At 67.0% G+C, this 21,347-nt stretch carries 15 protein-coding genes and 1 riboswitch; of the genes, 5 read left to right on the forward strand and 10 right to left on the reverse strand.

Annotation, left to right across the window (positions count from 1 at the left end):
- Nucleotides 1-438: hypothetical protein (locus LK540_RS22985; RefSeq protein WP_229439726.1), on the forward strand; the 438-nt coding region annotated here is incomplete at its 5' end.
- A gap of 343 nt (nucleotides 439-781) precedes the next feature.
- Here the strand turns inward: LK540_RS22985 and LK540_RS22990 are convergent.
- Together LK540_RS22990 and LK540_RS22995 are read right to left on the reverse strand one after the other, a co-directional pair.
- Complete coding sequence (locus LK540_RS22990) at nucleotides 782-2,644, reverse strand: glucokinase (protein ID WP_229439727.1); 1,863 nt, start codon at nucleotides 2,642-2,644, stop codon at nucleotides 782-784.
- Nucleotides 2,644-4,272, reverse strand: a complete 1,629-nt coding sequence (locus LK540_RS22995) for an alpha-glucosidase (protein ID WP_229439728.1) — start codon at nucleotides 4,270-4,272, stop codon at nucleotides 2,644-2,646. The genes LK540_RS22990 and LK540_RS22995 overlap by 1 nt, the downstream gene beginning before the upstream one ends.
- Before the next feature lie 266 nt (nucleotides 4,273-4,538).
- On the opposite strand from LK540_RS22995, the gene LK540_RS23000 reads away from it, so the two are divergent.
- On the forward strand, nucleotides 4,539-6,131 hold the full coding sequence (locus LK540_RS23000) for an oligopeptide:H+ symporter (protein WP_229439729.1): 1,593 nt from the start codon (nucleotides 4,539-4,541) through the stop codon (nucleotides 6,129-6,131).
- A gap of 114 nt (nucleotides 6,132-6,245) precedes the next feature.
- Entirely contained in the window at nucleotides 6,246-8,957 is a 2,712-nt protein-coding gene (locus LK540_RS23005; protein WP_229439730.1) for an alpha-1,6-glucosidase domain-containing protein, read from the forward strand.
- A gap of 282 nt (nucleotides 8,958-9,239) precedes the next feature.
- On the opposite strand, the gene LK540_RS23010 is transcribed toward LK540_RS23005, so the two are convergent.
- The gene (locus LK540_RS23010; RefSeq protein WP_229439731.1) at nucleotides 9,240-10,715 is read right to left on the reverse strand and encodes a PepSY domain-containing protein; all 1,476 of its coding nucleotides are present in this window, start codon (nucleotides 10,713-10,715) and stop codon (nucleotides 9,240-9,242) included.
- Between the two features lie 7 nt (nucleotides 10,716-10,722).
- The gene (locus LK540_RS23015; protein ID WP_229439732.1) at nucleotides 10,723-12,876 is read right to left on the reverse strand and encodes a TonB-dependent siderophore receptor; all 2,154 of its coding nucleotides are present in this window, start codon (nucleotides 12,874-12,876) and stop codon (nucleotides 10,723-10,725) included.
- A 10-nt stretch (nucleotides 12,877-12,886) separates the two neighbouring features.
- On the opposite strand from LK540_RS23015, the gene LK540_RS23020 reads away from it, so the two are divergent.
- Both LK540_RS23020 and LK540_RS23025 read left to right on the forward strand, forming a co-directional pair.
- Entirely contained in the window at nucleotides 12,887-13,048 is a 162-nt protein-coding gene (locus LK540_RS23020; protein ID WP_229439733.1) for a hypothetical protein, read from the forward strand.
- Between the two features lie 24 nt (nucleotides 13,049-13,072).
- Nucleotides 13,073-13,298, reverse strand: a riboswitch (cobalamin riboswitch).
- Nucleotides 13,299-13,381: 83 nt separating this feature from the next.
- Entirely contained in the window at nucleotides 13,382-14,128 is a 747-nt protein-coding gene (locus LK540_RS23025; RefSeq protein ID WP_229439734.1) for an AAA family ATPase, read from the forward strand.
- Between the two features lie 9 nt (nucleotides 14,129-14,137).
- On the opposite strand, the gene LK540_RS23030 is transcribed toward LK540_RS23025, so the two are convergent.
- From LK540_RS23030 to LK540_RS23055, 6 genes are all read right to left on the reverse strand, one after another.
- Complete coding sequence (locus LK540_RS23030) at nucleotides 14,138-15,814, reverse strand: response regulator (protein WP_229439735.1); 1,677 nt, start codon at nucleotides 15,812-15,814, stop codon at nucleotides 14,138-14,140.
- Nucleotides 15,804-17,249 (reverse strand): ATPase domain-containing protein, encoded by a 1,446-nt coding sequence (locus tag LK540_RS23035; RefSeq protein WP_229439736.1) that lies wholly within the window; start codon nucleotides 17,247-17,249, stop codon nucleotides 15,804-15,806. Before LK540_RS23035 ends, LK540_RS23030 begins: the two co-directional genes overlap by 11 nt.
- Nucleotides 17,250-17,379: 130 nt before the next feature.
- The gene (locus tag LK540_RS23040; protein WP_229439737.1) at nucleotides 17,380-17,826 is read right to left on the reverse strand and encodes a GNAT family N-acetyltransferase; all 447 of its coding nucleotides are present in this window, start codon (nucleotides 17,824-17,826) and stop codon (nucleotides 17,380-17,382) included.
- 47 nt (nucleotides 17,827-17,873) lie between these two features.
- Nucleotides 17,874-18,452 (reverse strand): SMI1/KNR4 family protein, encoded by a 579-nt coding sequence (locus LK540_RS23045; protein ID WP_229439738.1) that lies wholly within the window; start codon nucleotides 18,450-18,452, stop codon nucleotides 17,874-17,876.
- Nucleotides 18,453-18,465: 13 nt separating this feature from the next.
- Nucleotides 18,466-20,325, reverse strand: a complete 1,860-nt coding sequence (locus tag LK540_RS23050) for a glucokinase (protein WP_229439739.1) — start codon at nucleotides 20,323-20,325, stop codon at nucleotides 18,466-18,468.
- Nucleotides 20,326-20,471: 146 nt separating this feature from the next.
- Nucleotides 20,472-21,314, reverse strand: a complete 843-nt coding sequence (locus LK540_RS23055; protein WP_229439740.1) for a hypothetical protein — start codon at nucleotides 21,312-21,314, stop codon at nucleotides 20,472-20,474.
- Nucleotides 21,315-21,347: the final 33 nt, after the last annotated feature.

A 21,347-nucleotide genomic window follows, 5' to 3' on the forward strand; every position in this document is an offset into this window, starting at 1 on the left:
CGCCTGCTGACCGTTACCGTGCTTGCCGCCGCCGCCCTGGCCGGCTGCAAGGACAAGCCGGCGCCCCCTCCTCCGCCGGCTCCGCCGCCGGTGCAACAGCCCGCCGAGCCGGCCGTGACGCGCGACCAGGCCATGGCGGCCCTGCTGGCCCTGCCCGAGGTGAAGGAATGGTCGGCGGAGATCGAGAAGCGCTCGCAGGGCAAGGCGCATGGCGCGGTCATCGAGGACGACCCGCAGCCGCGCCTGCTTAACGGGCGCGCCTACTGGCAGCTGAGCTTTGTCGAGAACCGCACGGACCGGGTGCTGCGGCGCGAGAGTTTCCTGGTGGCGCGGACCGGGAATGACATCCTGGTGGAAGACACCGAGACCGATTCGGTGCTGTCGCTGGACGAATGGCGGCGCGGGATACACAAGATCCGGCTGAAATCGGCGGACTGAGGGTTCACCGCGCCGGCCAGCCGAGCACGATTGAGCTGTATCAAACTCGGCGGTTGGGTGGAGATTATCGTGGGGGTGCTGCCGGCCGAATCACCGGCGTTTCGCGGTAGACGCGTGGTGACTCCTCCCACGGTCGGCGGCACCTTCTTCCTTTTGCCACGTTGTGGGATGGTGGGTTCGAGAACCCACCCTACGATGCTCTGGCGATCTTCTCGACTTTCATATGTGGTACAGCGTGGACTCGGGAGTCCACCCTACGAAAACCGCCGTTGTAGGGTGGACTCCCGAGTCCACGCTGTACCCCTCCTGCAAACCAATGCAGTCGCACGGGAGTCCAGCGACCTCAACTCCCCATATGCGAAATCAACAACCTGCCCACCTCCGACTGCGCTGCCTCTTTCTCGCGCCCATTGTGCGCATCGATCGATAAGCCCACCGCCATGATATCGATGAGCAGCAACTGCAATATCCGCGAAATCATCGACAGGAAGCTGGTGCTGTCCTCGGCATGGTCCACCGCCAGGCACACGCTTGCCTTGCGCGCCAGCGGCGATTGCCCGCTGCCGATCGCAATCACATCCGCCCCGGCGGCGCGCGCGATATCCACCGCCCGCAAGAGCTCGGGCACCTGCCCCGACTTCGAAATCGCGATCACCACGTCGCCCGGCCCCAGCAAATCGGCCGCCAGCGCGAACAGGTGCGAATCGCCATACAGCGCGGTCGGAATCCGGAAGCGGAAGAACTTGTGCTGGCCATCGAGCGCCACCACGCGCGAATTGCCCAGCGCGTAGAACTCCACGCGCCGCGCCCGGCTCACCAGCTCGATCGCGCGGTCGAGCGAGCGCACGTCCAGCCCGTCGCGGAATTTCAAAATGGCCGACACCGTGTTGTCGATCACCTTGGCCGACAAATCGTGGGTGCTGTCGCTGTTCCTCACCTGGCTATGCCGCACCGGAATCGCCCCGGTCAGGCTGCTGGCGAACTTCAGCTTGAAGTCGGCCAGGCCCAGGAAGCCGAGCGAGCGGCAGAAGCGGATCACGGTCGGCTGGCTCACGTCGGCCAGGCGCGCGATGTCGGCGATCGGCTCGTTCAGCACCAGGCGCGGCTGCTCCAGCACCAGGGTCGCCACGCGCCCCTCGGCCGGCGTCAGCTCCTGCCGCAGGTGCTTGATGCGCTCCATCAGCGTGTTGGCACCGCTGCGTCCGCGCAGGTGTTCCGACAAGATGGTGGCCACGCCATGGAAGGCCGGGTTCGGCGTGGTGATGACGTAGGTGGGAATGCTGGACAAATAATCCGAGAAGCGCCCCTTGGCCTCGAAGCGCGCGCGGAAAGGCGAATGCGCGAACCACTCGCCCATTCTCGGCACGATGCCGCCGCCGATGTACACGCCGCCAAAGGCGCCCAGCGTGACGGCGAGATTCGCCGCGGCGCCGCCCAGCATGCCGCAAAAGACTTCCAGCACCTCGAAGCAGAGCGCATCGCCCTCGTCCAGGGCGCCGGCGATGATCTGCGCCGCCGTGCGTGCCGGCGCGTCGGGCACGCCATTGCGCCGGGCCAGCGCGCGGTAGGTCAGCTCCATGCCCGGCCCCGAGATCAGGCGCTCGTTCGACACGTGCTGCCACTCGCGCCAGGCGAATTGCAGGATCGCGAACTCGCGCTCGTCGCCCGGGGCGAAATTCATGTGCCCGCCCTCGCTGCCGAGGGTGACGAAACCGTCGGCGGTCGGGATCACGCCCGACACGCCGAGACCGGTGCCCGGCCCCAGCACGCCGATCACCGCGTTCGATGCCGGCGCGCCGCCGCCGATTTGCAGCAGGTCGTTCGGCGCCAGCACGGGAATGGCCATGGCCAGCGCCGTGAAGTCGTTCACCACCAGCAGCGTCGACAGGCCCAGCTCGCGCCGCAAGGCCTCGGTCGAGAATTCCCAGGCGCGGTTCGTCATGCGCACCTGGTCGCCGTTCACCGGGTTCGCCACCGCAAAGGCGGCGTGGTGCAGCTTCAGGCCCGCATGCTGATGCAGGTAGTGACGGAGAAGCGGCACGATGCCGTCGAAGTCCTCGCAGCGCAGCACCGACACCTGCCGAAACACGCCCGGCGCCGTCTGCAAGGCGAAGCGCGCATGCGTGGCGCCGATGTCGGCCAGCAGGCGCGGGCCATCGGCAAAGGCGGTGCGCGTGAACTTTTCAGGCTCGTGCCCGCTCCCCATCAGGACAGCGTGCCGAACCAGGCGCCGTAGGCAGGCAGCGTGACGCGACCGCCCGCGGCTTCGCCAGGCAGGCCGTGGCCTTCGAGATTGGCAGCTTGCGCCGTTTCAGCCCAGTCGAAGCTCACCGGCTGGCCCGACAAGTTGAACGCAGCCAGGATGGCCGGCTCGCCGTCGAGCGTGCGGCGCAGCGCCAGGATCGGTTCCGGCGCGTCGAAGAAGGAGATGCCGCCGCGGGTCAGCTGCGGCAGGCTCTGGCGCCAATGGATGATGCGGCGCGCGGCATTCAATGCAGACGCGGGATCGCTTTCCTGCACCGAGGCGGCATTGATGCGGTGCGGCTCGGCCACCGGCAGCCATGGCGTGCCTTGGGTGAAGCCGGCGTTCGGCGCCGCATCGGTCCACGGCATCGGCGTGCGGCAGCCGTCGCGGCCCTTGAACTCGGGCCAGAAGGTGATGCCGTACGGGTCTTGCAGCAGTTCGTAGGGCACGTCCGCTTCCGGCAGCGCCAGCTCGTCGCCCTGGTACAGGCAAGGCGTGCCTTTCAGGGCCAACTGCATCGCCAGCACCATCCCCGCAAACGCCACGGGCGCATCCTCGCCGCGCCAGCGCGTCACCACGCGGATCGCATCGTGGTTACCCACCGACCAGGAAGCCCAGCCGCCCTGCACGCGCGCCTCGAATTCCTCGACCTGGGTGCGGATGTGCTTCGCCGTGAATTCCGGCGTCAGCAAATTGAAGCTGTAGGCCATGTGCAGCTTGTCGCCGTCGGCCGTGTACTCGGCCATGCAGGCCAGCGCGTCGTCGGCGCCGACTTCGCCGATCGACACGGCGCCGTATTCGTTCAGCAGCGCGCGGATCTGCTGCAGGAAGGCGATGTTTTCCGGACGCGTCTTGTCGTAGATGTGCGACTGCATGCCGTAGGGGTTCACGTCGGTCACCGAGGCGGTGTCGCGCTTGGTGGCCGGCGGATTGCTGCGCAGTTCGGTGTCGTGGAAGTGGTAGTTGCAGGCGTCCATGCGCACGCCGTCCACGCCGCGCTCGAGCCAGAAGCGCAGCGCGTCCAGGTGGGCCTTCTGCACGTCCGGGTTATGGAAGTTCAGCTGCGGCTGGCTCACCAGGAAGTTGTGCATGTAGTACTGCTTGCGGCGCGTGTCCCACTGCCATGCCGAGCCGCCGAAGACCGACATCCAGTTGTTCGGCGGGTTGCCGTCCGGCGCCGCGTCGGCCCAGACGTACCAGTCGGACTTGGCGTTGTCGCGGCTGGAGCGGCTTTCGACGAACCATGGGTGGGCGTCGGCGGTGTGCGCCATCACCTGGTCGATCATGATTTTCAAACCGAGCGAGTGCGCCTTGGCGACCATCGCGTCGAAATCGGCCAAGGTGCCGAACAGCGGGTCGACGTCGCAGTAGTCGGAGATGTCGTAGCCGAAGTCCTTCATCGGCGACTTGAAGTAAGGCGAGAGCCAGACGATGTTCACGCCCAGGCTGGCGATGTAGTCGAGCTTCGCGGTAATGCCGGGGATATCGCCCACGCCGTCGCCGTTGGTGTCGAGATAGCTGCGCGGGTAGACCTGGTAGATGATGGCTTCGCGCCACCAATCGTTCGTTTGCGTGGAAGTCTGGGTCATGACGTGGGAAGTAAAGTTGAAATTCGGTTTGGGCTGCTGGTTTTTACGCAATATACAGCAGCTTTTGCAACATTACAATCTTCGAAAGGACTGTGAATACATGCAAATATTCTTTGCATTCAAAGGCTTACATGCAAATACTATTTGCATAGGATGAAACAAAAGTAGCTAAACTACGGTTCAGTTAACCCGACATCAATTTTCCGGTTGCCAAGACCGCAAGGGCGTCATAGCATCCCGGGTTAATTCATTCACAGGACGAGTCCATGAACCAGCCGACCACGCCCTCCAGCGGACGCATGCCCCGCCAGATCCCGTACATCATCGCCAACGAAGGTTGCGAGCGCTTCAGCTTCTACGGGATGCGCAACATCCTGACGCCCTTCCTGATCTCGACGCTGCTGCTGTTCCTGCCGGAGTCGGAGCGTACCGGCGAAGCCAAGCACGTGTTCCACACCTTCGTGATCGGCGTGTACTTCTTCCCGCTGCTGGGCGGCTGGCTGGCCGACCGTTTCTTCGGCAAGTACAACACCGTGTTCTGGCTCAGCCTCGTCTACTGCGCCGGCCACGCCTGCCTCGCCATCTTCGAGGACAACGTCAATGGCTTCTACCTCGGCCTGGGCCTGATCGCGCTCGGCTCGGGCGGCATCAAGCCGCTGGTGTCGAGTTTTGTCGGCGACCAGTTCGACCAGACCAACAAGGACAAGGCGAAGATCGTGTTCGACGCCTTCTACTGGATCATCAACTTCGGCTCCTTCTTTGCATCGCTGCTGATGCCGCTGTTCCTGAAGAACTACGGGCCCGCGGTCGCCTTCGGCATCCCGGGCATCATGATGTTCGTCGCCACCATGGTGTTCTGGAGCGGGAAGAAGAAGTACGTGCACGTGCCGCCCGCCGCGCCGAACCCGCACTCGTTCTCGCGCGTCTCGCGCACCGCCCTCTCCACCAACGGCGCCGGCCGCACGGTGGCCATGGTCGGTGTGTTCGGCGCGATCGCGTCGCTCTTGATGTCGCCAAGCTGGGGCTTCGTGATCGCGGCCTGCACGGCGCTGGTGCTGCTGCTGGCTTTTGTCGGCATGGGCATCTCGATGCAGCTGGAACGCGCACGCGGCCACCATCCCGACGACGCGGTCGACGGCGTACGCGCGGTGCTGCGCATCCTGGTCGTGTTCGCGCTGGTCACGCCGTTCTGGTCGCTGTTCGACCAGAAGGCCTCGACCTGGATCGTGCAGGCCAATTCGATGATCACCACCTTCTCGGTGTTCGGCAACGAGTTCACCCTGCTGCCGGCCCAGATGCAGGCACTGAATCCGCTACTGGTGATGCTGCTCATTCCCTTCAATAACCTGGTGCTGTTCCCGATGCTGGAAAAGATCGGTATCCGCCCGACCCCGCTGCGCCGCATGACCTCGGGCATCGCCTTCTCGGCCCTGTCGTGGCTGGTGATCGGCGCGATCCAGGTGTCGATGGACGCCGGCACGCCGACCTCGATGGCCTGGCAGATCCTGCCGTATGCGCTGCTGACCATGGGCGAGGTGCTGGTCTCGGCCACGGGCTTGGAGTTCGCCTACAGCCAGGCGCCGGCCTCGATGAAGGGCGCGATCATGGCGCTGTGGAGCCTGGCCGTCACGGTGGGTAACCTGTGGGTGCTGGTGGTGAATGCGGCGGTGAAGAACGACACGGTGATGAATTCGATTGCCGGCTCGGGACTGAGCGTGATCGCGTTCCAGATGTTCTTCTTTGCCGGCTTCGCCGCGCTGGCGGCGATCGCGTTCGGGCTGTATGCGAAGCGGTACAAGATGGTGGATCACTATCGCAGCCTCGATTCCTCGAAGTCGCCGTCGGCGGCGAAGGTCTAAGCCAATACGGCCGGCTCCGCCCGGCTGTAGGAAGGACCGGGCCGCGAAAGGCGGCCCTGCCGTCCTTCCTACGGACCACACACCCATATCCACGCGCGCCACCCACGACTGACAATGATCCGAACCATCCCCTTCGCCGTCCTCGCCGCACTCTCCTCCTCCGCCCACGCCGCCATTCCGCTAGAAGCCTGCAACGGCCCTGTCGCCACCACGCTGGCCGCCGCCCCGCACACGCTGGAAGCGCGCGCCGTCTGGCTGAACCGCGAGCTGGCGAAGTGGCCCGACTCGCCGGACGACGGCAAGTTCAGGCTCTACCATTCCCCCACCGCCGCCATCGAAGCCATCGTCGGCCGCAAGCTCAAGGGCGCCGCCGATGCGTTCGACCTGCAGATCACCAACGCCGTTCCAAAAGACGCCGCCGAGCGCTTCAAGTACCTCGCCGCCGGCCTCGTCCTGAAGCTCGCCGACAAGGACCTCGCCCGCCTGCCCGCCCTGCACCGCGAACAGCTGGTGCTGACACGCGAAGCCGCCAACGGCACCATCCTCGCCGCGACCCGCCTGCAAGCCGCCGGCGCTCTCGACGACCTGTACGCCGCCGCCGAGGGAGTTCCCGACCTCGGCGCCACGCCCACCAAGAAGCGCACCGGCTTCAAGCTCTGGGCGCCCACCGCGCAGCAGGCCGCCGTCTGCGTGTTCGACAGCGGCAGCAGCCGCGCCGGCGCCGTGCACCAGCTGGCGATGGACGCCGCCACCGGCACCTGGAGCGCCCAGCTTCCCGCCGATCTCTCCGGCCGCTACTACACCTACGCCGTCGACGTGGTCAGCGAACAGGCCGGCCTGGTACGCAACCTGGTCACCGACCCGTATTCGGTCAGCCTGAGCACGGATTCGCAGCGCAGCTACATCGCCGATCTCGACGCCGCCAACCTCAAGCCGGCAGGCTGGGACAAGGAACGCGCCCCGCAAACGGTCAAGTCGCCGGTCGACATGGCCGTGTATGAACTGCACGTGCGCGACTTTTCGCGCGACGACGAAACCGTCCCCCAGCCCAAGCGCGGCAAGTACACGGCCTTTGGCGAAGCGAACTCGAACGGCATGCGCCACCTGAAGGCCCTGGCGCAGGCCGGCATGACCGACATCCACCTGCTGCCCGTCTACGACCTCGCCAGCGTCCCGGAAAAGAACTGCGCCCTGCCCCAGCCTGCCGGCGCGCCAGACGGCGAGTCCCAGCAGGCCTTGATCCGCAAGACCGCCCATACCGACTGCTACAACTGGGGCTACGACCCCTGGCACTACAACGCTCCGGAAGGCAGTTACGCCAGCGACCCGCAAGACGGCGCGCGCCGCATCGTCGAGTTCCGCGAGATGGTGATGAACCTGCACCGCGCCGGCCTGCGCGTGGGCCTGGACGTGGTCTACAACCACACCTTCGTCGCCGGGCAAGACGGCAAGTCGGTGCTGGACCGCGTCGTGCCCGGCTACTACCACCGCCTGAACACGCTTGGTGCCATCGAGCGCTCGACCTGCTGCGACAACACCGCCACCGAAAACCGCATGATGGGCAAACTCATGATCGATTCGACGGTGCTGTGGGCGAAGCACTACAAGATCGATTCCTTCCGCTTCGATCTGATGGGCCACCAGCCGCGCGCGGCGATGGAGCGCCTGCAAAGCGCGGTCGACAAGGCCACCGGCCGCAGCGTGCAGCTGCTCGGCGAAGGCTGGAACTTCGGCGAAGTGGCGGACGGTGCGCGCTTCGTGCAGGCCTCGCAGCTGTCGCTGAACGGCAGCGGCATCGGCACCTTCAGCGACCGCGCGCGCGATGCCGTGCGTGGCGGCGGCGCCGGCGACTCGGGCGAGGCGCTGGTGAGCCGCCAGGGCTGGATCAATGGGCTGGTCTACGACGCGAATGCGAAAGCCGGCACGCGCCCGGCGCTTGAGCTGCTGCGCGCCGCCGACATGGTGCGCATCGGCCTGGCCGGCACCCTGCGCAGCTATCCGCTCGCCACGTTTGATGGCAGCACGCGCAAGCTGGAAGACATCGACTACAGCGGCCAGCCGGCCGGCTATGCCAGCGAACCCGGCGAGACCGTCAACTACGTCGAGAACCACGACAACCAGACGCTCTGGGACAACAACGCCCTGAAACTGCCGCTGGAAACAAGCAGCGCCGACCGCGCCCGCGTGCAGGTCCTGGCGCTGGCGACGACCGCCTTCAGCCAGGGCATCGCCTATTACCACGCCGGCTCCGACATCCTGCGTTCCAAGTCCCTGGACCGCAACAGCTTTAATTCGGGCGACTGGTTCAACCGCCTGGACTGGACCTACCAGACCAACCATTTCGGCACCGGCCTGCCGCCCGCGGACGACAACGCCAAGGACTGGCCGCTGTTCAAGCCGCTGCTGGCGAATGCGGCCCTGCGCGCGCAGCCGGCGGACATTGCGTTTGCGCGCGACGCCTTCCGCGATCTGCTCGCGATCCGCGCCGGCACCACCCTGCTGCGCATGCGCACGGCCGAGGACGTGGCGCAGCGCCTGCGCTTCTTCAACACCGGGCCGCAGCAGGAACCGACCGTGATCGCGGCCACGATCGACGGCAAGGGTTACGCCGGTGGGCGCTTCGGTAGCCTGACTTACCTGATCAACGTCGACAAGGTCGCGCATGTGGTCACCGATGCCGGGCTGCGCGGCCGGCAGCTGCGTTTGCATCCGGTGCACACGGCGCCGTCGGCGGGCGACAAGCGCGCGGCTACCGCCGGTTACGACAGCGCGAACGGGACGTTCAGCATTCCGCCGAGGACGGCGGTGGTGTTCGTGGAGGATTGAAGGCGGGCGGACGTGGGGCTGTTGCCTGATGCGGTGTGGGTGTGCATGATCCGCGTGGGCACGAGTGCCCACCCTACGAGAGACGTTATCGGCGAGCGCGAGCAAACACCATGAAGCGTTATCGGCTTTTGTATGAGCTCGCCCAGAACGCATCCCGTAGGGTGGGCACTCGTGCCCACGCGGATTAAACACACCACTACCGCATCAGGCAACAGCCCCAATACCGCAAGCAAACAATCCGCCAACGGTCGCGTTATCGTAACGCGACCGCGTTGAACAACCTTACCCCCGCCGCCTGGCCGGCACGAGCACCCGCCACGCCAGCACACAAGCCGTCACGCACAGCCCCAGCCCCAGCACACACAAGCCCACCAGCAGCGAAACACGCAACATTGGCCGCGCCACCAGCGGCGCGAAGTCGAAGCTGTGCAGCCCGTTGTACAGCACGCGCTGCCACGGCGTGCCCGCATCGGCGCGCAACAGCAGGCGTGCCGATGCGGGATCGGCATACAGCGTCACGCCATCGGCCCAGGCGGCGCGCCAGACCGGCAGCGGACGGGCATAAGTGCCCGCCGCCCCCGCCGGCTCGCGCGCGTAATACAGCCCGTCATATTCCGTCAGCCGGGACAGCACCGGCTTGCCCGCCCCCGCCTCGCCGGCACGCAATCCCGACAAGGCAGCCATCATGGCTGCCGGCGGCAAGGCCGGGAGCACGGCGCCCCCGGCAGCGGCATCGGCAGGCACCAGCACCTGGTCGGCCGGCCCCGCCGCCCCGCGCACGCGATACCAGCCCTGCCCCTGCAGCTGCACCAGGTCGATCTCGCGCGCCCCCGGCCGCGCGGCCAGCGCCCGTGCCGGATTGATGCTCGCCTCACCCGCCCCGGCCATTGCCCCACTCCATGCCGCGCGCTCGGCAGGCGTCGCGCCACGCGGCGAAAACACGCCGAACGGGTTCATCGACAACAGCCCGGACAAGATCCAGGTCACGCAAACCACGCCCGCCGCCAGCCCCAGGATGTGGTGCCAGCGCATCCAGAACTTCCGATACGGGATCCAGCGGTTGCGGTTCAGGTACAGCTGCCAGACGCCCAGCACCACGCCACTCACGGCCAGCAGCACGCCCGGCAGCGACAGCCATACCACCACGCCGTTCCACAGTTCCGGCCAGCGCCGCAGCTGGGTGAAGTACAGCCAGTGCGGCACCGCGCCGACCCAGTTCCAGGCGCGCTCGGCGCGGCGCGTGTCGAGCACCACCTCGGCGGCGCCGGGCGAGACGTAGAGTTCCAGGCCGTCGGCGCCGTCCATCACCACGCGCACCAGCGGCCGGTGCGGGTTGTAGCCCTGGGCCACGGTCCACTGGTCGCGCTCCAGGCGCTCTGCATGCAGGGCGCGCCGGCCGCTGAAACGCTGCGCCACCTGCATCGCCTCGGCGTCGGACAAGGCCGCCAGCGCCGCACCGTCGCGCGCATCGAGGGTGGCCCAGCGCTTGTCGGCACCCAGCACGCGCCAGACCGGCAGCGCCCCGTGCATGCCCAGGCGCGCCTCGTTCACGGCGATACCGGCGCGTGCGGCCGCCTCCTGCGCGCCCAGGCAGCAGCCGTCCAGGCGCAGCGGCGCCGTGCCCGCCAGGCGCTCCTCAAGCGCAAGGGCCGGAAACGGCACGTACACCATCACGATGCCGCTCGCGAACCACATCAGGAACAGCAGCGCCAGGCCCACGCCCAGCCACTTGTGCACGAAGATCAGCGCCTTTTTCATGGCCGCCTCAGAAGCTGGTGCGCGCCGTCAGCTGCACGGTGCGCGGCGCGCCCAGCAGCCAGCGCACGCCGCCGCTGCCCGACAAGGCATAGTCGCGGTCGGCCAGGTTCTTCGCCGCCAGCGTCAGGGTCAGCGCGGGCGACTGGCGCCAGGCCAGCGAGGCGTCGAGCACGGTGTAGGCCGGCAGGTTGGCCGTGTTCGCCGCGTTCGATTCACGCAGGCCGACGTAGCGCGCGCCCAGGCCGGCGTCCCACTGCGGCAGGAAGCGGTAGCGGGTCCAGACGCTGGCGGTGCGCTCGGGCACCCCGGCCGGGGTATTGCCGTCACGCGAAACCGCCCGGCCGCTGACGATTTCCTGGAAGTCGTCGTAGCGGGCGCGCAGCACGGCGGCGTTGGCGTCGATCGTCCAGCCGCGCAGCGGTTCGGCGGCAAAGGCGACTTCGAGCCCGGTCGAGGACTGCTGGCCGATCTGCTGGGCGACGGCTGGATTCTCGGGATCGCGCGAGAGCAGATTGCGCTTCTCGATGCGGTAGGCTGCCACCGTCCACTCGCCTTTCACGGCCGGTACGCTGCCCTTGGCGCCGAATTCGAGCTGGCGGCCGCGGGTCAGGTCGTAGCTGACGGAACCGTTCGGCAGCGCCAGCGCACCGCTCAAGGGGTCGGTGGCGGTGCCGAACTGGCCGTACAGCGACAGCGTCGTGCTCACGCTCCACACCGCGCCCAGGCGCCCGGTGACCGGCGCGTACTTCTTGCCGAGGGCGACGCCGGTGCGCAGGTCGGCGTTGTCGAAGTCCATGGCGTCGCGGCGCAGGCCGGCCACCAGCTTCCAGCCGGCGGCGATGTCCAGCATGTCTTCGGCGTACAGCGCGCGCGTTTCCAGCTCGGCGCGGCGGCCGGGGATGGTCGGCACCGGGCTCATGAAGCTGCCGGGCGCGAAGTCGTAGGGGTCGACCGTGCTGGCGCCGCCATAGGGTGCATTATTGCTGTGCACGAGGCGCGTGCGGTACCAGTCGAAGCCGACCACCAGCCGGTTCGCCAGGCCGCCGATGCGGTCATCGAGCACGGCGTCGAAGCGGTTGCCGTACTGCTCCTGGTCGTGCAGGATTTCCAGGTAGTCGCCGCGGTTCACGCGGGTGCCGGCGGCGTTCAGGGTATAGGTTTCGGCATTGCGCCAATGGCGCTTGCTGGTCAGGTAGTAGCTCTCGTTACGCAGGCGCAGGCCGGGCGCGGCGCGGTAATCCAGGCGCAGGCGGCCGATGCGGTCGTTGTAGCGAACCAGGGCGTCGTCGACGTTGAAGCTGGTGCGGCGCAGGCTGGGGTCGGGTTTGCCGTTGCGCAGCGGCGTGCCGAAGTAGCGCGCATCGTCGTTGTGGCCGGCGTCCAGGCTCAGGGTGGCCGTCAGGTCTTCGTTCACGCGCCAGGCCAGCGCGCCGGACAGGTTCTGGCGCTCGTAGCTGTTGTCGCGCCGGTAGCCGTCGCTCTGTTCCGCGTCCGCGTACAGCGAGTACGCAACGCGCTCGTTCACCGGCCCGCTGAAGCCGACCCCGGCCTGCCAGGTGCCGAAGGAGCCGGCGCCGAACAGCGCTTCACGGCGGCTGTGCTCGAAATCGGGCTGCTTCGTCACGTAGTTCACGGCCGCGCCGATGGCGCCGTCGCCATACAGCACCGATGCCGGGCCGCGCAGCACTTCGACGGCCTCCAGTGGCCAGGTCGAGAACGGATAGCTGATCGTGCCAGCCGCAACCACCAGGCGCGTGCCGTCCACCATCTGCGCCACCGAATTGTGGCCGCCGAAGCCGCGCGCCGACAGGCTGCTGCCGCCGTTACCCGGTGCCGGCGCCTCGCTCATGCCGGGCATGCGCACGGCCACGTCCTGGGCCCGCGTGAGGCTGCGTTCGGCGATGTCGGCGCTGCCCAGGGTGCTGACGCTGGCCGGCGTCTCGCGCGCGCTCAGGCCCAGGCGCGAGCCGGTATTGTTGGTGTCGTCCAGCGACAGGCTGCTGCTGGCCTGGCGCATGTCGGTGACGTGGACGGTGGCGAGCGGCGGCTCATCGGTGGGGTTCGCAGCGTGGTCGGCGGCGGGACTGGCGGCGCGGCTGGCGGTGCTGGCGGTGCTGGCGGCGAGCGCGAGCGAAGCTGCGGCCCAAGCCGCCTTTTTCATGCGGAAGTTCATGGCGATCCTCGAAAGACGTGCGCGCGCCCGCCTTCCCGCTTCGAACGTGCACGGGCCACCCGCCATGACGCGGGAATGGCAAGGAAAGCGCGCGCGCAAACGCGCAACGCGTGCCTTCGCACACATGCAGAAGAAAACCGGAAAACAGACGAACGCCTAACGGACAAGACCACACCCCGGGTCTTGCACAATCAATGTGACCGGCCGGTCTTCTGGCTCGCCTTCATCCTCCCCGGTTCCTGCCTTCCCGCGCTGGTATTCCCAGATGCAGTGGCGTTGAACCGGTTCGTCAGGCTTACAGCAGCGGGGGCTGCGCCGGAATGGCGGGGATGGATATCCCGCGCGTCACCGGCTTCCCGTTTCACCCTTCCATCGGTCGATGGAAGGACACCGTTCACTCAAGCGGAGAATTGTACAGTCAAGGCGCAAGACTTGTCATCGTATTACGGCGATGCCCTACAATGGACGCACATCGCGCCGCCTTGAGTCCACCATGAAAACGCGCCCCTACCTGTCGGAAGTCAGCCTGAAGCCCTCGGCCGCTGCCCATGCGGACGCATTCCCGTTTTCGCTGCCGGTGGTGCGGCACCTCGGCCGCCTGGCCCTGCATCCGCAGGTGACCTTCTTCGTCGGCGAGAACGGCTCGGGCAAGTCGACGCTGCTGGAAGCGATTGCGGTGGCGATGGGTTTCAATGCCGAAGGCGGCGGGCGCAACTTCCATTTCGCCACGCGCGAATCGCATTCGGCGCTGCACGGGCACCTGCGCGTGGTGCGCGGCATCATGCCGCCGCGCGACGGCTACTTCCTGCGTGCGGAAAGCTTTTTCAACGTCAGCAGCGAGATCGAAAGGCTGGACCGCGAAGGCTTCGGCCCGAGGATCATCGACTCCTACGGCGGCAAGTCGCTGCACGAACAGTCGCACGGCGAAGCCTTCCTCACCCTGTTCATGGAGCGCTTCGGCGGCAAGAGCTTCTACGTGCTCGACGAACCCGAAGCCGCCCTCTCCCCGCAGCGCCAGCTCGCCATGCTCAGCCGCCTGCACGACCTGGTGCGCGCGGGCAGCCAGTTCCTGGTCGCGACCCATTCGCCGATCCTGATGGCCTACCCGAACGCCGTCATCTACGAGTGCAGTGCGCATGGCATCGTCAAGGTGGCGTACGAGGACACCGAACACTACCGCGTCATGCACGACTTCATCGCCAACCCGCAGCGCATGCTGAAGGTGCTGCTGGAGGAATGAACTTTTTCGTCATTCTCCGGCGTGCTCGAGTGCGCTGGAAATGGCCTGGCCCAGCGCCGCCAGCGTGTAGGGCTTGCGCAGGAACTGGACTTGCAGCTTTTCCAGCCGGCCCGGGTCGACCAGGTAGCCGCTGGTCAGCACCACCGGCAAGCCGGGATGGTGACGGGCGAGCCAGTGCACCAGGCCGATGCCATCCATACTGCCCGGCATCATCACGTCCGAGAGAACCAGGTCGATCTCGCTGAAGTCGGCCTCGATGGCGGCGTCGGCACTGTCGACCAGCACGATCTCGGCGTCGAGCATGGACAACAGCGACGACATGGTTTCCGCCACCACCGGGTTGTCCTCGACGCACAGGATGCGCGCGCCCGCCAGCGCATGCGCGGACACCTCGGCCGCGGCCGCCTGGCTCGCCTGGACCTCGCCGGCGCCGCGCGGCAGCAGGATGCCCACCGTGGTCCCGCGCCGTTCGCGCCGGATAAAGGCGAGGCCATGGCTCTGGCTGGCGAAGCCATGCACCTGGGACAGGCCCAGGCCGGTCCCCTTGCCGACCGACTTGGTCGTGAAGAACGGCTCGAAGGCCTGGCGCGCGGTCTCCTCGGACATGCCTTCGCCATCGTCGGTCAGGGTAATGCAGACGTGGTCGCCGGCCAGGTCCTCGCCTTCCGGCCAGGCCGGGTCGGGCAAGGCGACATTCCGGGCCGCCAGCACCAGCCGGCCGCCGGCGGGCATCGCGTCGCGCGCATTGCCGGCGATGTTCAGGAGCGCCGCGTCGAGCTGGGCGGGATCGACCGATACCGGCCACAAGGCGTGCGTGAGGAGCAGCTCCAGGGCGACGGCCGGACCGCCCGCCGCGCCCAGCATCTCGGCCGCGGCATGCAGGTACAGCGACAGGTCCAGCGTGACGTTGTTCAGGGGCTGGCGCCGCGCATAGGCGAGCAGCTGCTGGGTCAGCGCCGCGCCGTGTCCCGCCGCGCGCCGGATGCTGTCGAGCGCCCGCCCGGTGCGCTCGTTGGCGTCCTTGGCAAGCAGCATGCGCAGCAGCGTCTCCGAGCCCGAGATCACCTGCAGGATGTTGTTGAAGTCGTGGGCCACGCCGCCCGTCAGGCGCCCCAGCGACTCCAGCCGGCGCGCCTCGGCCAGCGCGCGCTCGGCGCGGCGGCGCTCGCCGATCTCGCGCTCGAGCGAGGCGGTGCGTTCTTCCACGGCGGCTTCGAGCGTACTCGCATGCCGCTCCAGCGCCTGCCATTGCGCGCGCACCGCGAACTGCAGGCGCCGCGTGCGCAGGGCCGAACGGATCGACATCAACAGCACTTCGCGCGAGGTCGGCCGTTCGAGCAGGGTGACGTTGCCGATGCGCGCCAGGCGTGCGAAGCGCTGGCTGTCGACCTGCGCCAGGTCCGGTCCGGCCAGGGCCAGCAGCGGCAAATCCGACCATGCCGGCTGGCGCCGCAGCGCGGCGTCGAGATCGTCCAGCGCGCACCGGGCCAGCCCTTCCTCGGTGACGATGGCGCACCATGCCTGTTCGTCCAGGCTGGCATACAGGCTGGCAGCGTCGCCGCAGGCGCGCACTGTCACGCCTTCAGCCTCCAGCATCCCGCGCAGCGCCGCCGCATCGCCTTCGACCGGCGCAAACACGACGGCGACGGCGCTGGCAGCGCCGGCGGCACGGTCGTCAGGAGTCAAAGTTCGCCACTCCGATCTCGTCCACCGGTACCGTGATCCGCTCGCCGATCTCGATGCCGGCATCGGTCAGGTGCAGCTCGCGCACGTCGTGCTCGTGGCGGCCGTCGCGCCGCTTCAGGGCGCAGATCGCCTTGTGGACGACGTTTTCGTGCTCGTAGTAGCGCAGCGAGACGATGTTGTCGGTGATGATGCTCAGCGCATCCGGCTCCTTGGACGTATCGAGCCTGGCCGAATGCGCGCCGATGATGATCGAGGTCACGTTCATGTTGCTCAGGTAGGAAAACAGTTCGTTCATCTGCAGCAGCAGCGACTTTTCCTCGCGGATGACGTCGAGGTAGGAGTTGATGCAATCGATGATGACCAGGCGCGCGTTGCGGTCTTCTACGATGCGCCGCACTTTCCAGATGAATTCTCCCGGCGAGATGCGCGAGGGATTGATGCGCTGCAGGTGAAACCGGCGCTCCTCGTCGGGCGCGGCATCCTGGTGCATGTGGGCGACCATGCGTGAGCGCAGCGTGCTTTCGGATTCGTCGAAGCTGAAGTAACCGACGTGACAGCCGCTTTCCACCGCCGCCAGGGCGTACTGCAGGGCCACCGTGGACTTGCCGGAGCCGGAAGGGCCGACGATCATGGTGGAGCTGCCCGCGGTCAGCGGGCCGCCGACCAGCCGGTCGAGGCACGCGACCTTGCTGGACATATCGCGAACGCCGTCCTCGCGCTGGTGCTCCTGCGCGATCAGGCTGGGAAAGACCAGGATTTCGCTTTTCTGGATCGCGTAATCGTGCCAGCCGCTCTGGAAGTCGCCGCCGCGCAGCTTGACCACGCGCAGGCGGCGCCGGGCCGCGCCGAAGCTGCGCTCGAGCTGCTCCAGCGTCACCACGCCGTGCACCGCGCTTTGCAGTTCGTATTCGCGGCCGTCGGCCGTCAGGTCGTCGAGCAGGATGACAGTGGCATCGAGGCGCGCCAGGCGCTGGCGCAGGTCGATGATCTGGCGACGGTAGTGCGGGCTGTCTCGCGCCAGCAGGCGCACCTCGACCATCGAGTCGATCACCACGCGCTCGGCCCCGCTCTCTGCGATCGTGTCGGCGATCCGGCCCACCAGGGCCGACAGTTCGGTGTCGGTCGGCAGCAGGATGGTCTGCGCCGAAACCGTTTCCGGCGGCAGGGGCATGATTTCCTCGATCTGGATGCCGTCCAGCGACCAGCCGTGGCTGCGCGCCGTGGCCAGCAATTCGTCGTGGCTTTCGGACAGGGTCAGGTAGAGGCAGCGCTGGCCGGTCTGCGCGCCGTGGATCAGGTAGCGCAGGCCAAGTGTGGTCTTGCCGGTGCCGGGCCGGCCTTCGATCAGGTGCACGCGCTGGCGGATCAGGCCGCCGCGCAGGACAGCATCCAGTTCCGGGATGCCGGTCGGGATTCGTTCAATATCGAAATGCATAGCTGTCTTCAAAAAATGCCGCAGCGCGAAATTAACACTGTCTTGACATTCTAGACCATGCAGATCACATATTAGTTTTATTGCAACAATGGCGCGCGGCAATTTCTACCCGAACCAGACGCTGCTGGCTTCAGCGCAGGCGGATCTCGGCCACCATCTCATGGTTGCAGTCGATCCCGACCTCCACGAAGCCGAAGCTGCGATAAAAGGCGCTGGCGCGCTCGTTGCGTGGGTGGTAGCAGATGTTGATCAGCGCCACGTCGGGCTGGGCCTTGATCTCCGCGATCAGCAGCTCCATCGCGCGCCGCCCGATCCCCTGCGACTGCAGCGGATAGTCGACCATGAAGCGGTAGATGCCGTAGCAGCCGGGCCGGCCGTCGTCCTCGCGATTGTAGAGCGCAAAGCCGACCGGGCGCTCGTCCTGGTAGATCGCGCGCGGCACGAACACGTCGTAGAACCTGGCCTGCGCGATCGAATAGGCATTCGAGTGCAGCAGGTCGCGCTGGTGCTCGGGCAGCTCCATGTCCATCAGCGCCTCGAAGTTGTCTTCGGTGACGTCGCGCAGACTGATCGTCATACCGGCATTGCCTTCATTCGAATCACGTACCATGAGTCGCGCACCATTCATGCGTCCGATACATCGACAATGCCGCCATAGTCGTCGGAGTAGACATACTGCCCCGCCAGCACCGCTTGCACATACCGTGCAAAAAGGCCGAGGAAGCGATCCGCCATCCGCTCCCGCTCCGCACTGTCGTGCCACATGGTGATGACCTGGCCGGACCTGCCGCCCACGCCCGGATCGAGATCGAGACACAGGTGATTGCCGCCGCCATCATGCGTGACCGGAATCCACCGGCGGTTCCACCAGTCGCTCTTGATACCGGCTTGTGGTTCCGATGAAAAACCCTCGAAGGTATCCGAATCGAGCAGCTCGGCCCAGATTGCCCATTGCTCGCCTACTTCCTCCGCGGGCAGGAACTCCCAGCCACACAGCATGGGGCCACAGTCGGCCTGTCCATTGTGGATCTTCAGGCAGGCGACATAGTCGTCGGGAAGCGTCACGTTCAGGCGTTCTTCCAGGGCACGGATCTGCGCGTCCGTCGCCGGCCCCTGCAAGGCGTGCAAGCCTTCAGGCCAATGCTCGGCGAGCCAGGTTTCGTACGCCGTCCAGAGGTCACGCATTTCCCGTTCTGTCGTCATGTTTTCTCTCCGATCAAACATCCAGGTGCGAAATGAGCAGCCTGCGCTTCTCGATGTCGCCGTTCTCGCCGGCCTGGTCGCCCAGCGAAATGCCGACCGCCATGATGTCGATGAGGAGCAGCTGCAAAATGCGCGAGATCATCGACAGGAAGGTCGTGCTGTCCTCGGTGTGGTCGACCGCCAGGCAGACATTCGCCTTTTTCGCCAGCGCCGACTTGCTGCTGGTGATGGCGATCACGCTGGCGCCGGCGGCGCGCGCCGCGTCCACCGCGCTCAAGAGCTCGGGCGCCTGGCCGGCTGTGGAAATGGCCACCACCACGTCGCCCGGCTGCAGCAGTTCGGCCGCCAGCTGGAACAAATGGGCGTCGCCATGCGCCGTGGTCGGGATGCGGAAGCGGAAGAACTTGTGCTGGCCGTCCAGCGCCACCACGCGCGCGTTACCCATCGCGTAGAACTCGACCTTGTTGGCGCGGCGCAGCAGTTCGATGGCGCGGTCGATGGCGTGCACGTCCAGCCCGTCGCGGAACTTCAGGATCGCCGACACGGTGTTGTCGATCACCTTGGCCGACAAATCGTGGGTGCTGTCGCTCATGCGCACCTGGCTGTGGCGCACCGGGATCGAGCCGGTCAGGCTGCCGGCGAACTTGAGCTTGAATTCGGCCAGGCCCTGGAAGCCGAGCGAGCGGCAGAAGCGGATCACGGTTGGCTGGCTCACGTCCGCCAGGCGCGCGATCTCGGCGATCGGCTCGGACAGCACCTTGCGTGGATGCTCCAGCACCAGGCTTGCTACGCGCTGCTCGGCCGGCGACAGCTCGTGCTGCAGGTGCTGCACACGCTCCATCAGCGTGTTGGCACCGCTGCGCCCGCGCAGGTGTTCCGACAAAATCGTCGACACGCCGCGCAGGGCCGGGTTCGGCGTCATGATGACGTAGGTCGGGATTTGCGCCAGATAGTCGGTGAAGCGCCCCTTGGCCTCGAAGCGCGCGCGGAACGGCGACGTGGCGAACCACTGCGCGATGCGCGGCACGATGCCGCCGCCGATGAAGATGCCGCCGAATGCGCCTAGCGTCACGGCCAGGTTCGCCGCCGCACCGCCCAGCATGCCGGCGAAGCACTCCAGCACTTCGAGACAGAGCGTATCGTTTTCTTCGAGTGCGCAGCTGACGATTTCCGCCGCGGTACGGGCTGGCGCCGTGGCCTGCACGCCGTTGCGTTCGGCCAGCGCCCGGTACACCAGTTCCATGCCGGGGCCGGACAGGATGCGCTCGTTCGACACGTGCGGCCACTCGCGCCAGGCGTACTGCAGGATCGCGAACTCGCGCTCGTCGGCCGGGGCGAAGTTCACGTGGCCGCCTTCGCTGCCCAGGGTGATGAAACCGTCGGCGGTCGGGATCACGCCGGATACGCCCAGGCCGGTGCCGGCGCCGAGTACGCCCGCCACCGCATGCGGCGCAGGTTTGCCGCCGCCCACCTGCAGCACGTCGCCGGCCTGCAACCCCGGCAGCGCCATTGCCAGCGCCGTGAAGTCGTTGACGATCAGGAGGGTCGACCAGCCCATGGTGCGGCGCACCTCGTCGGTCGAGAACTGCCAGTCGCGGTTCGTCATGCGCACCAGGTCGCCGCTGATCGGATTGGCCATGGCAAAGGCCGCGTGCGCGATGCGCTCGCCGCCATGCTCGTTCAGGTAGGCGTTCAGCAGCGGCACGATGCCGCTGAATGCGTCGCAGCGCAGGACCGCGGTCTGGCGCAGCACGCCGGGCGCCGTCTCGAGCGCAAAGCGGGCATGGGTGGCGCCGATGTCGGCCAGCAGGCGCGGACCATCGGCGTAGGAAGCACGGCTGGATTGTTTGTCGTTGTCTGGTACGGTGCTCATGTCGTGCTTGAATGCTGAAATTCAGCCGGGGTTCGGCTGGTATACGGCTGATATACGGCTGGGATACCTCCGGAGGCGCACAGGATAGCATTGTTTGATTGCTACCAGATGGGTATCTGCTGGCCGCCGCGCCGGCGGCCGTCGCGTCAACGCTTCTGCTCGCAGGCGTGGGTGGCCTCGGTCTTGTTGCGCGCACTCACATGGGTCAGCGCTCCGGCGCCATCGTAGATGAGCTGGGCCGTGCTCTGGTCGGCCATGATCACGCTCAGCGACATGCTCTCGCCGGCCTCGTCGAAGCTCACCATCTCGGTGGCGGCAAGCTTCATGTCGTACGCTGTGTCGCCGATCCGGATCACGCTGCCGTCGATCCCGACGTCGACATCGCGCACCACCATCATGTTCGCAAGGTCGCGGCAGCCGACGGTCTGCTTCTTCCCGTTGATCAGGCCGGCCAGCGCCTGGTGCAGCGGCTGGCTGTTCAGCTTGTCGGTGCCGCCGACCTTGCTGCACATGAGTCCCGTGTTCTCGCGTTCGATGCTCACCGTGCCGCCGTCGAGCGAAGACACGTTCAGGAACCCGTCTTTCTCCGGCCGCATGGCGAACATCGCGCTCGTGCCGTACGCCCCCTTGTCGTCGCGCACCCGCATCAGCGAGACCTTCGGCGCTTCGCCGAAATCGAGCGCAAGACCGTTCGACGCGGCCTTGCCGTCGGCACCGACGGTAATCGTGGCCTCGGTCCTGGCCAGGTCGGGCTTGCGCATGCACGAACCGCTGTAGCTGCCGGCCACCAGCGGGCCGAGGACCGGCCAGTACTGTATCCGGGGCGGCGGCGGCGCCGGCGCATCGTCGGCCGGCGCGCTCTTGCCCTCCGCCGTGGCTTCGGCCTGTGCCTGGGCATCCTCGGCGGCGGTGTCGTCCTTGTCCTTGCTGCAGGCGGACAGCAGCAGGGAAAGCATCAGGGCGGACAACAAGGCGGTGCGACGGATCATGGGACCTCCAATGGATGAGGACCGTACGCTAGC

This window comes from Massilia sp. IC2-278 (assembly GCF_020708045.1).
Lineage (GTDB): Bacteria > Pseudomonadota > Gammaproteobacteria > Burkholderiales > Burkholderiaceae_D > Telluria.

Coding starts and splice junctions, on each gene's coding strand:
- LK540_RS23050 (WP_229439739.1), bottom strand. CDS start 20,325: ATGAGCACCGTACCAGACAACGACAAACAATCCAGCCGTGCTTCCTAC.
- LK540_RS23045 (WP_229439738.1), bottom strand. CDS start 18,452: ATGACGACAGAACGGGAAATGCGTGACCTCTGGACGGCGTACGAAACC.
- LK540_RS23020 (WP_229439733.1), top strand. CDS start 12,887: ATGGCGATCCTCGAAAGACGTGCGCGCGCCCGCCTTCCCGCTTCGAAC.
- LK540_RS23040 (WP_229439737.1), bottom strand. CDS start 17,826: ATGACGATCAGTCTGCGCGACGTCACCGAAGACAACTTCGAGGCGCTG.
- LK540_RS23000 (WP_229439729.1), top strand. CDS start 4,539: ATGAACCAGCCGACCACGCCCTCCAGCGGACGCATGCCCCGCCAGATC.
- LK540_RS22990 (WP_229439727.1), bottom strand. CDS start 2,644: ATGGGGAGCGGGCACGAGCCTGAAAAGTTCACGCGCACCGCCTTTGCC.
- LK540_RS23025 (WP_229439734.1), top strand. CDS start 13,382: ATGAAAACGCGCCCCTACCTGTCGGAAGTCAGCCTGAAGCCCTCGGCC.
- LK540_RS23015 (WP_229439732.1), bottom strand. CDS start 12,876: ATGAAAAAGGCGGCTTGGGCCGCAGCTTCGCTCGCGCTCGCCGCCAGC.
- LK540_RS23010 (WP_229439731.1), bottom strand. CDS start 10,715: ATGAAAAAGGCGCTGATCTTCGTGCACAAGTGGCTGGGCGTGGGCCTG.
- LK540_RS23035 (WP_229439736.1), bottom strand. CDS start 17,249: ATGCATTTCGATATTGAACGAATCCCGACCGGCATCCCGGAACTGGAT.
- LK540_RS23055 (WP_229439740.1), bottom strand. CDS start 21,314: ATGATCCGTCGCACCGCCTTGTTGTCCGCCCTGATGCTTTCCCTGCTG.
- LK540_RS22995 (WP_229439728.1), bottom strand. CDS start 4,272: ATGACCCAGACTTCCACGCAAACGAACGATTGGTGGCGCGAAGCCATC.
- LK540_RS23005 (WP_229439730.1), top strand. CDS start 6,246: ATGATCCGAACCATCCCCTTCGCCGTCCTCGCCGCACTCTCCTCCTCC.